Below are 9,833 nucleotides of genomic sequence, written 5' to 3'. Positions count from 1 at the left end.
CCCGTTCCCGGCGGCTGCGTTAGCGTCCCTGCGTGAGCGAGCTCCCCGGGACCGACCCCACCGCCCTGGCCGCGCAGGCCGCCGACGCCCTGACCACCGCGCTCGGCGGTCCGCACGACGTCGCCGTCGTCATGGGCTCGGGCTGGGCGCCCGCGGCCGACGCGTTCGGCGAGACCGCGGGATCGGTGGCGATCGGCGACCTGCCCGGCTTCGCCGCCCCCACCGTCCTCGGGCACGGCGGCGAGATCCGCTCGGTGCGGGTGGGCGAGCGCAAGGTGCTGCTGTTCCTCGGCCGGACCCACTACTACGAGGGGCGCGGCGTGGAGCCCGTGGTCCACGGCATCCGCACGGCGGTCGCCGCGGGCGTGCGGACCGTCGTGCTGACCAACGCCGCCGGCGGGCTGGCCCCCGAGCACCGGGTGGGCCAGGCCGTGGTGATCTCCGACCACTTGAACCTCACCGCGCGCTCGCCGCTCGTGGGCGCGAACTTCGTCGACCTCACCGACCTCTACTCCTCGCGGTTGCGCGCGATCGCCCGGGAGCTCGACCCGTCGCTGGCCGAGGGGGTGTACGCCCAGCTCCCCGGCCCGCACTTCGAGACGCCGGCGGAGATCCGCATGCTGCGGACGCTCGGCGCCGACCTGGTCGGCATGTCCACCGCGCTGGAGGCGATCGCCGCGCGGGCCGCCGGCGCGGAGGTCTTCGGCCTGTCGATGGTCACCAACGCCGCGGCCGGGATCACCGGGGAGGCGCTGGACCACGAGGAGGTGCTGGCGGCGGGCAAGGCGGCCGCCGGGCGGCTGGGGGCCCTGCTGGTGCAGCTGATCGAGCGCCTCCCGTGACCGGGCCCGTCCTGGTCACCGGCGCAGCCGGGCGGATCGGCACGGTCCTGCGCGGAGGGCTGCCCGAGCGCGGCTGGGCGGTGCGCAGCCTCGACGTCGTGGCGGTGCCCGAGCCCCGACCCGGCGAGGAGCACCTCGTCGCCGACGTCACGGACCTGGCCGCGATGACCGACGCCACCCGCGGCACGTCCGCCGTCGTCCACCTCGCCGGCATCTCCGGGGAGTCGACCTGGGCGGCGATCTCGCACGCCAACATCGAGGGCACCTACTGCGCGCTGGAGGCCGCCCGGCGGGCCGGCGTCGGGCGCGTGGTGCTGGCCAGCAGCAACCACGCCTCGGGGTACACCGAGCGCCCGGCCGACGGTCTGCTCCGCGAGGAGGACGCGCCGCCGCGCCCCGACACCTACTACGGCGTCTCGAAGGTCGCGATGGAGGCGCTCGGCTCGCTGTACGCCGACCGCTACGGCCTGGACGTCGTCTGCCTGCGCATCGGCAGCGCCTTCGCCGAGCCGACCACCACCCGCCAGCTGTCCACCTGGCTCTCCCCCGCCGACACCGTCGCGCTCGTCGACGCCGCGCTGCGGGCGCCGTCGCCGGGCTTCCGCGTGGTGTGGGGGGTGTCGGACAACACCCGCCGCTGGTGGGACCTCTCCGCCGCCGAGGCGCTGGGCTACCGCTCCACCGACGACGCCGAGGGCCACGCCGCCGCGCTGGTCGCCGCCCACGGGGAGCCCGACCTCGCCGACCCGGTGCACCGCCGGGTCGGGGGCGAGTACACGACCTCCGACTTCGACGCGGAGAACGTCACGGCATGACGCAGGACCTGCTCGACGCCGCCCGCGCCTGGGCCGCGGCCGACCCGCACGAGGGCGACCGCGCGGAGATCCTGGCGCTGGTCGACGCCGGGGACACCGCCGAGCTCGCCCGCCGGTTCGCCGGCCCGCTCACCTTCGGGACGGCGGGGCTCCGCGGCCCGCTGCGCGCGGGACCGGCCGGCATGAACGCGGCCGTCGTCACCCGTGCGGCCGCGGGGCTGGCCTCCTGGCTGACGGCGTCCGGGCACGCGGGCGGCGGCGTGGTGATCGGCTTCGACGCGCGCCGCCGGTCCGACGAGTTCGCCCGCGTCTCCGCCGAGGTGCTGGCCGGGGCGGGCTTCGCCGTGCAGGTCATGCCCCGCCCGCTGCCGACACCGGTGCTCGCCTTCGCCGTCCGCCACCTGGGGTGCGCGGCCGGGATCATGGTGACCGCCAGCCACAACCCGCCCGACGACAACGGCTACAAGGTGTACCTCGGCGACGGCGCGCAGCTGGTGCCACCGGCCGACCGGGAGATCGAGGCCGCGATCGCCGCGGTGGGCAGCGCGCGCGACGTGCCGCGCTCCGACGACTGGCTGACGCTCGGGGACGACGTCGAGACCGACTACGTCGGCGCCGTCGTGCGGGCGGTCGACCCGGAGCGGGTGCCCGCCGACGTCCGCTCGGCGCTGACCGTCGCCTACACCGCGATGCACGGCGTGGGCGCCGGGACGACGCGCGCGGTCTTCGCGGCCGCGGGGCTGCCTGCGCCGGTGGGCGTGCCGGAGCAGGACGCCCCCGACCCCGCCTTCCCGACCGTGGCCTTCCCGAACCCGGAGGAGCCCGGGGCGGTGGACCTGCTGCTGGCCCTGGCCGACCGGGTGCGCGCCGACGTGGCGATCGCCGAGGACCCCGACGCCGACCGCTGCTCGGTGGTGGTCGGTGGCCGGCAGCTCACCGGCGACGAGGTGGGGGCGCTGCTGGCCGACTGGCTGCTGCGCCGCGGCGTGCGGGGCACGTACGCCTCGTCGCTGGTCAGCGGCTCGCTGATGCACGTCGTCGCCGAGGCGCACGGGGTGCCGTCGGAGGAGACGCCGACCGGCTTCAAGTGGATCATGCGGGCCGGCTCGGAGGCGGCCCCCCTGGTGTACGGCTACGAGGAGGCGCTGGGCTACTCGGTGGCGCCCTCGGTGGTGCGGGACAAGGACGGCATCTCCGCGGCAGCCGCCGTCGCGCTGCTCGCGGCGGAGCTCAAGGCCGCCGGCCGCACGCTGCTGGACCGGCTCGACGAGCTGGCCCGGGAGCACGGGCTGTTCGCCACCGGCCAGCTCTCGGTGCGGGTGGAGGACCTGTCGGTCATCTCCGGGGCGATGGCCAGGCTGCGCTCTGCGCCGCCCGCCACCCTGCTGGGCCGGCCGGTGGAGTTCGCCGACCTCGCGCTCGGGGAGCCGCCGGTGGACGCCGTGCGGCTGCTGGGCGACGGCGTCCGGGTGATCGTCCGGCCCAGCGGCACCGAGCCCAAGCTCAAGGCCTACCTGGAGACGGTGGTCCCGGTGCACGACGACGCCGGGCTGATCGCCGCCCGCGGCCGGGGTGCCGACGAGCTGGACCAGCTGCGCGCGGAGATGTCGGCGGCGCTCGGCCTCTGACATCGAGGCGCCCGGCACCGCTCAGTTCCGTCGCCGCGTGCGGTCTCCCCTCTCGCCAGGCCTGGCCACGAGCGGAGGAAGCATGCGGAAGATCGTCGTCCACCTGTCGGTGTCCCTCGACGGGTTCTTCGAGGGCCCCGACCACGACATCAGCTGGCACCTCGTCGACGAGGAGCTGCACAGCTGGATGAACGCCCAGCTGGCGGCGGCGAGCGCCTTCCTCGAGGGCCGGGTCACCCAGGAGCTGATGGCCGCGTACTGGCCGACGGCCGACGAGGACCCGGCCGCCTCCGCCCCGGAGAAGGAGTTCGCCGGCATCTGGCGGGCCATGCCGAAGATCGTGTTCTCCCGCACCCGCGACGAGGTGCCGTGGGCCACCGAGGTCCGCCACGCGGTCGACCCGGACGAGATCCGGGCGCTCCAGCAGCTCCCCGGCGGCGACATGGTGCTCGGCGGCCCGGACCTGACCGCGACCTTCCGCCGGCTGGACCTCGTGGACGAGTACCGGCTCTACGTGGCGCCCGTGCTGCTCGGCCGCGGCCGGCGGCTCTTCGCGGACGCGGACGACCTCACCCGGCTGGAACTGCTGGAGACCCGCCGGTTCGGCAACGGGACCGTCATGCTCCGCCACCGGGTGGCCCGCCCCTGAGGGAGAGCCGTCACGCCCCGACGGGTTCCCGGCAGCCGGAGTCGAGCGCCCGGGCGGCCGTGGCGAGGACGGCGACGACGTCGCGGCCGAAGCCCACGTCGCAGGGGTGGGTGCCCCCGGCGACGGCCGCCGACGTCAGCTCGTCGACGGCCACGCCGAACGCCTCGACCGGGGCCTCGACGTCGGGCAGCAGGACCAGCCGGCCGGCGTCGCCGTGCACGTAGAACTCGATGCCGGCCGACATGGGCGCCACCGTGTGCGACAGCGTCACGGTCGAGGCCGCCCCCGACTCGTGGGTGAGCACCAGGTGGACGGTGTCGAGCAGCCCGGCCCCGGCCTGCACGGCGACGACCGGCCCGAGTGCCGGCACCAGCACCGACAGCGCGTGCGGGCCGATGTCCCACAGCGCGCCGTGCTCCTGGCGCCAGGGCGAGGCGGCGAAGGGGGTGCCGGCGAGCGAGGAGAGCCAGGAGCCCGCTCCCCCGGCGAGACGGGTGCGCGCGGCCTGCGTCAGCCAGGTGGAGGTCGCCGTCTGGAAGCGGAAGGTGAAGAAGACGACCGAGGCGACGCCGGCCGCCCGCACCGCGTCGACCACCCGGTCGGCCGCGGCGACGTCCAGCGCGATCGGCTTCTCCAGGAGCAGGTGCTTGCCCGCCTCGGCCGCGCGCACGGCGAGCGGCGCCTGCACGTGCGGGGGCAGCGCGATGGCGACGGCGTCCACGTCGGCCAGCAGCGCGTCGACGTCGCCGTACCCGGGCACCTCGAACTCCGCCGCCAGCGCGTCGGCGCGCCCGGCGTCCCGGCCCCACACCCCGGCGAGCTCGGCCGTCGGGTGGGCGGCCAGCGCGGTGGCGTGCACCGCCCTGGCCCAGTGGCCGGTGCCGAGCAGCCCGAAGCGCACGGTCAGACCGCGCCGAACTGGCGGTCGCCGGCGTCGCCGAGGCCCGGGACGATGTAGGCCTTGTCGTTGAGCCCCTCGTCGACGCTGGCGGTGAACACCCGCAGCGGCAGGCCGCTCTCCTCGAGCCGGCGCAGCCCGTCGGGGGCGGCCAGGGCGCAGAGCACGGTGATCGACGTCGTGCCGCGGGCGGTCAGCAGCTCGCAGCAGTGCACCAGCGAACCGCCGGTGGCGAGCATCGGGTCGAGGACGAAGACGTCGCGGTCCACCAGGCTCTCGGGCAGCGAGGCCATGTAGGCCTCGGGCTGGAAGGTCTCCTCGTTGCGGGCGAGCCCGACGAAACCCATCTGCGACTCCGGCAGCATCCCGTGCGCGGTGTCGGCCATGCCGAGGCCGGCGCGCAGCACCGGGACGATGAGCGGCGGGGCGGCCAGCCGGTACCCCGTGGTCGTGGTGACCGGGGTGGTGATCGGCTCCTCGGCGATCGCGAGGTCGCGGGTGGCCTCGTACACCAGCATCTGCGTCAGCTCGCGGAGCGCGGCGCGGAACATGGCGTTGTCCGTGCGCTCGTCGCGCATCCGGGACAGACGGGCACGGGCCAGCGGGTGGTCGACGACGGTGAGCTGCACGCCGGACACCGTATCGGCCGGTGCGGGCGGGACCGGGTGCCGTCCTCGCAGCCGGTGCCCCCTTCGGTGCCGTCGGGCCGCCAGGTGCGCCATCGGCCGTCGGGTCGGCGTTCGACGCGGAACCCGTGGTGCACCTTCGTGTGGTGCCGTTCGCACAGCAGCCCGGAGTTTGCGACGCTTCGCTAATCTGCCCCCATGTCGGAGGTCAGAGCGGCGGCGGTCTACGCGCGGATCAGCAGCGACACCGAGGGCCGCGCCCTGGGCGTCACCCGCCAGTTGGAGGACTGCCGCCGCCTGGCGGAGCAGGTCGGCTGGCCGGTCGCGCAGGAGTACGTCGACAACGACCTGTCGGCCTACTCGGGCAAGCGCCGCCCGGCCTATCAGCAGATGCTCACCGACCTGGCCGACGGCCTACGTGACGCGGTGATCTGCTACCACGTTGACCGGCTGACCCGCCGTCCGGTGGAGTTGGAGCAGTTCGTCGCCACGGTGGACGCCGCCGGTGTCCGCAAGGTGCGGTTCGTGTCCGGGGACATGGACCTGGGCACCGGGGACGGGCTGCTGATCGGAAGGATCATGGCGGCGGTGGCAGCGAACGAGTCAGCGGCCAAGAGCCGCCGCATGCGACGCAAGTGGGAGCAGAACGCGGCCTCCGGTGTCCCGCACGGCGGCAGCGTCCGACCCTTCGGCTACGAGGCCGACCGGGTGACCGTGCGCCCGGACGAGGCCGAGGTGATCCGGCATCTGGTCGCCCGCTACCTGGCCGGGGAAAGTCTGCGGTCGCTGTGCACCTGGCTCACCGAGCAGGGCGTGTCCACGGTGACCGGCCGCGAGTGGCGTTCCCCGACGCTGCGCGGGCTGCTGCGCTCCGGGCGCATCGCCGGACTGCGCGAGCACCTGGGCGAAGTGGTCGGCCCCGCGCAGTGGCCCGCGATCATCGACCCCGCCGACCGGGACCGGGTGCTGGCCCGCATGGCCGAGCGCGTGGCCAGCGGACGCCGCACACCGCGCCGCTACGTACTGTCCGGGCTGCTGCGCTGCGGCAAGTGCGGCCGAAGGCTCTACGCCTCCCCGCGCGAGAACTCCCGCCGCTACGTCTGCCTCAAAGGCCCCGACCACGGCGGCTGCGGGCGGCTCACCGTCGTCGCCGAACCGCTCGAGGCGCTCCTGGTCGAGGCCGTTCTACAACGCCTCGACGGCCCCGAGCTGGCCGACGTGCTGGCCGGCCGGCGCGAGGACACCGCCGCCGCCGAGCTCTCCGACGGGCTGGCCGGCGACCAGGCCCAGCTCGACGGGCTCGCGGTGATGTTCGGCAAGCAGGAGATCAGTGCCCGCGAATGGCGGGCCGCCCGCGAGCCGATCGAGCGGCGCATGGCCGACCGGCAGCGCCAGCTCACCGCCCTCACCCGCACCGACGCCCTGACCGGCCTGCCGGGCAACGGCGGTCACCTGCGCGACCAGTGGGACGACCTGAGCCTGTCGCGGCAGGCCGCGATCGTCTCAGCGGTACTCGACCACGCGGTGATCGAACCCGGTCAGCCCGGCGCCCGGTCGCTGAGCCCATCGCGGGTGCGCGCGGTCTGGCGAGGCTGAGCCGCGCCGGGCCGATCCCCGCCCGCGCTCCGCGCGGTCGCCGGTCCCGCCTCCGGCGGCGGCAACAGCGCCGCCACCGTCGCCAGTACCTGCGGGTCGGTCACCCGGACCGGCACGCCCTGGGCCGCGCAGGAGGCGGCCAGCCACTCTGCCACCTGGGCCGGAGTCAGCTTGGCCACGTCGCCCCCGTCGGGGACGTGAAAGAACAGTTGCAGTGCACGACGCGCTCCGAGGCATCGATCCAGTAGGGATCGACCCCGGCGCCTACGCCCTCGGCTCAGTTACTGCTCCGGCATCAGCAGCCTGCCGCCCACCGACTCGATAGAGGCACCGCACGCGGGGATTGGGGTCCTACCCGCCGCCGGGCCCGAGTGGGTGACCCGACGGCTCTGCCGCGCCCGTGCAGTCTGCCGGATGGGTCCGACAGGTTCGCAGTCAGTCGCGGAGCAGCCGTTGCCGTACGGCCTGCGCCGAGACTTGCACTGCGCCGCCGATCCGAGCGAACGACAACCCGGCAGCGCGCGCTTGTCGCATCTCGGCCAGCAGTGCCGACTCGGCCTCTGCACGCCGCTGGGCCGCTCGGCGTAGCCGCACCAGCATGTCGACCTCGTTGACCCTTGGCGGGACCGAGGGAGCCACGTCTCTCGCCGCACTCGGCGGCTGCGCCGCCGGTGGCGGCGATTCGATCAGCAGGCCCGGCCGCGGGCGGTGCTTGGTCGCGCGCCGCTCTGCGGCCCGTCTTTGGGCGCGGTTCACGACCGACAACTTACGTTGTCGCACACGTAAACCAAAGTTGTTATGGGACAAGGCTCTGACCTGCAGTGGGGTACCTATTCGCAACGTTCCCAAGGGGCGCCTCCGGCGCCTTGCCCCGTCCCCGACTCTGGCGCGCGGCCGTCAAGGGCGCTCCGCGCCGCTACGCGATGCCTCCGGCACCCTTGACCGCCGCCCTCGCGCGGCGGTCAGCGAAGTGGAACGACCGCAACCGGCAGTTGCGGGGTCCGGGGGAAGAGTGTCCCCGGCCCCCCACCGCCAAGCGGTCGACGCAGGCACCTGGCGGATCGCCTAGTCCTTCGGGTCTTCCTCCTCGGCTGACTCACCCTCGATCTGACCGGCGGCAGCGGAGGGCAGATCGGCTTCCTTGCCCACGCTTACTTCGTCCGTGGTTGTCGCCTCGAAGACACGAGAAGCGTCGTCCCATCCGGAGATCCGCCCGGTCGTCTCCAGTAGCAGGCTGGCCAACTCGTCCGCACGAGACGGGTCAGCAATGCAAGCCCGCGCCATCGCGAGCAGTTGCAGTCCCGACACCAGACAGTGATTCCGCTGCGCGGAATACGCCAGCATCTGGTCCGGGAATACGTCCTCCCGTCGCTCATCCACTGGAATATCGCGCCAGGCGTTGACCACGAGGATGCCCTTCGCCGGTTTTCCGTTGGCCAGCTCGTCGGACACCCACTTCTCAAGCTGGGCGGCATGCTTCTCGCCCGCACTCTTGGCGAGGCCCTTGACCTCGACCACCGCACGCGCGTCCCCTCGAACGGCGCGGAGGTCACTTCGCCCCTTTACCGTGTCTTCGAGAGTGAAGCCGAACACCTCGAATGCGCGGGCCACCTGGCGCTCCAGTGACTCTCCGCCGCCATGGATAAGCACCTTCCACTGCGCTTCCTGGGCTTCCTCCGCCTTGAGCAAATCGAGGCGGGCCAGCGTCTCAGACAATTCCGCCTCCAGTTTCGATCGGCGTTCGGTCCGTTCGAGCTCGCTTGCAAAAAGGAACCGGCTCGCCCAGTCTGGAACCTTCGCTTCCTCTTCGGTGGTTAAAGACCTGACCCAGTCCAGGAGTGCGAGAGACGCGTCCCTGAGAGAGGAGCTTTCCCCGGCAGACTCTTCCGTTCCTCCAGCGTCTTCGTCAGAATCATCGAGGATTAGGTCGGGGAGCAGCAGTAACAAGCCGCCACTATTCTTTTGCCGGATCATTCCCGACACAATCTTGCGAGTCCCCTTAACGTGCAACAGGGGCCGAAGAGTGTCTTCTTTCTCCAAGACGGATCGGTAGAGCCAAGCGCCAGGAGTGCGCCGAAAAAGCGGGCCGATCAGGTCGCTAGCCGCTTCCATCTCAAATCCAGCCGCTGGCTTCAGCTCAATATTGGCTGGCACGGCCTTCATGATGTCGAACTCTTTGACGATCTTCGTCGTAGCTCGGTTTCGCCCAGTTCCGGAATGCTGCCGCTCGCCAGTGTCAATATAGACCTCGGTTGCGCCAGGGACGAAGACGATCAAAGTGCGCCCGAGATTTATGAATTCAAGGAACTCTGTCCGTCGCCGCGCGACGTCTCGTTGCAACGCGGCTGACTTGTGTGTGGCGAGACTAGGGAGCCCCATGTAGGTCGTGGAATGGAGTGTGTAGTCCTCTAGCGAGTTCGCTGGGTCCCAGATGACGACGTCATAGTCGTACAGAGAAATCGTGGATCCGAAGCTGTAGTCATCGGCGTCGATGCCAAGCCTGCAATCGAGGCAGAGAACTCGCATGACTCACACCCTGACACATGCGCTCGGGGGGATGCCCTGCCGATGGGCGGAGTTCTCCAGGGAGGTGTCCCCGCCGTCGGCCCAGTGCACCAGGTGGTGCACGTCGCACCAGTGGGCCGGGGCGTCGCAACCGGCGAATGAAAGGACCCCTCCGCCCCCCGCCACTCGCAGGCTCGCGGCGGGCCCCTGCGGAGGGGCCGGGGTGCGGCCCACGTCCAGGGGCTGACCCTCGGGGCCCAGCACGATGCGGGTG

9 protein-coding genes are annotated in these 9,833 nt (G+C 72.8%); 5 read left to right on the top strand and 4 right to left on the bottom strand.

The features are described from left to right. Positions 1 to 32 precede the first annotated feature (32 nt). The 4 genes from E9549_RS11210 to E9549_RS11195 all read left to right on the top strand — a co-directional run bounded on the left by E9549_RS11210 (position 33) and on the right by E9549_RS11195 (position 3,934). Positions 33 to 842: a purine-nucleoside phosphorylase gene (locus E9549_RS11210; RefSeq protein WP_236826619.1), complete on the top strand. Its 810-nt coding sequence runs from the start codon at positions 33 to 35 to the stop codon at positions 840 to 842. Then, positions 839 to 1,657, top strand: coding sequence for an NAD(P)-dependent oxidoreductase (locus E9549_RS11205; protein WP_236826618.1), 819 nt, complete (start codon positions 839 to 841; stop codon positions 1,655 to 1,657). The genes E9549_RS11210 and E9549_RS11205 overlap by 4 nt, the downstream gene beginning before the upstream one ends. Next, on the top strand, positions 1,654 to 3,285 hold the full coding sequence (locus E9549_RS11200; RefSeq protein WP_236826617.1) for a phospho-sugar mutase: 1,632 nt from the start codon (positions 1,654 to 1,656) through the stop codon (positions 3,283 to 3,285). Before E9549_RS11205 ends, E9549_RS11200 begins: the two co-directional genes overlap by 4 nt. A gap of 82 nt (positions 3,286 to 3,367) precedes the next feature. Then, positions 3,368 to 3,934 carry a dihydrofolate reductase family protein gene (locus E9549_RS11195; protein ID WP_236826616.1) on the top strand — a complete coding sequence of 189 codons (567 nt, stop codon included), beginning with the start codon at positions 3,368 to 3,370 and terminating at the stop codon, positions 3,932 to 3,934. A 10-nt stretch (positions 3,935 to 3,944) separates the two neighbouring features. On the opposite strand, the gene E9549_RS11190 is transcribed toward E9549_RS11195, so the two are convergent. Then, entirely contained in the window at positions 3,945 to 4,835 is an 891-nt protein-coding gene (locus E9549_RS11190; protein ID WP_236826615.1) for a Gfo/Idh/MocA family protein, read from the bottom strand. A gap of 2 nt (positions 4,836 to 4,837) precedes the next feature. Next, the gene (gene upp / locus E9549_RS11185) at positions 4,838 to 5,461 is read right to left on the bottom strand and encodes a uracil phosphoribosyltransferase (RefSeq protein WP_236826614.1); all 624 of its coding nucleotides are present in this window, start codon (positions 5,459 to 5,461) and stop codon (positions 4,838 to 4,840) included. A 195-nt stretch (positions 5,462 to 5,656) separates the two neighbouring features. Between upp and E9549_RS11180 the strand changes: the two genes are divergently transcribed. Continuing rightward, positions 5,657 to 7,054 carry a recombinase family protein gene (locus E9549_RS11180; RefSeq protein ID WP_236826613.1) on the top strand — a complete coding sequence of 466 codons (1,398 nt, stop codon included), beginning with the start codon at positions 5,657 to 5,659 and terminating at the stop codon, positions 7,052 to 7,054. 1,065 nt (positions 7,055 to 8,119) lie between these two features. Here the strand turns inward: E9549_RS11180 and E9549_RS11175 are convergent. Together E9549_RS11175 and E9549_RS11170 are read right to left on the bottom strand one after the other, a co-directional pair. After that, positions 8,120 to 9,580 (bottom strand): hypothetical protein, encoded by a 1,461-nt coding sequence (locus tag E9549_RS11175; RefSeq protein WP_236826612.1) that lies wholly within the window; start codon positions 9,578 to 9,580, stop codon positions 8,120 to 8,122. Between the two features lie 3 nt (positions 9,581 to 9,583). Continuing rightward, the coding region (locus E9549_RS11170; protein ID WP_236826611.1) for an HNH endonuclease signature motif containing protein at positions 9,584 to 9,833 on the bottom strand (250 nt) is incomplete at its 5' end.

Origin of the sequence: Blastococcus sp. MG754426, assembly GCF_021699055.1 — a bacterium.
Taxonomy (GTDB): domain Bacteria; phylum Actinomycetota; class Actinomycetes; order Mycobacteriales; family Geodermatophilaceae; genus Blastococcus.
This window is presented reverse-complemented; position numbering and strand designations above follow the sequence as displayed.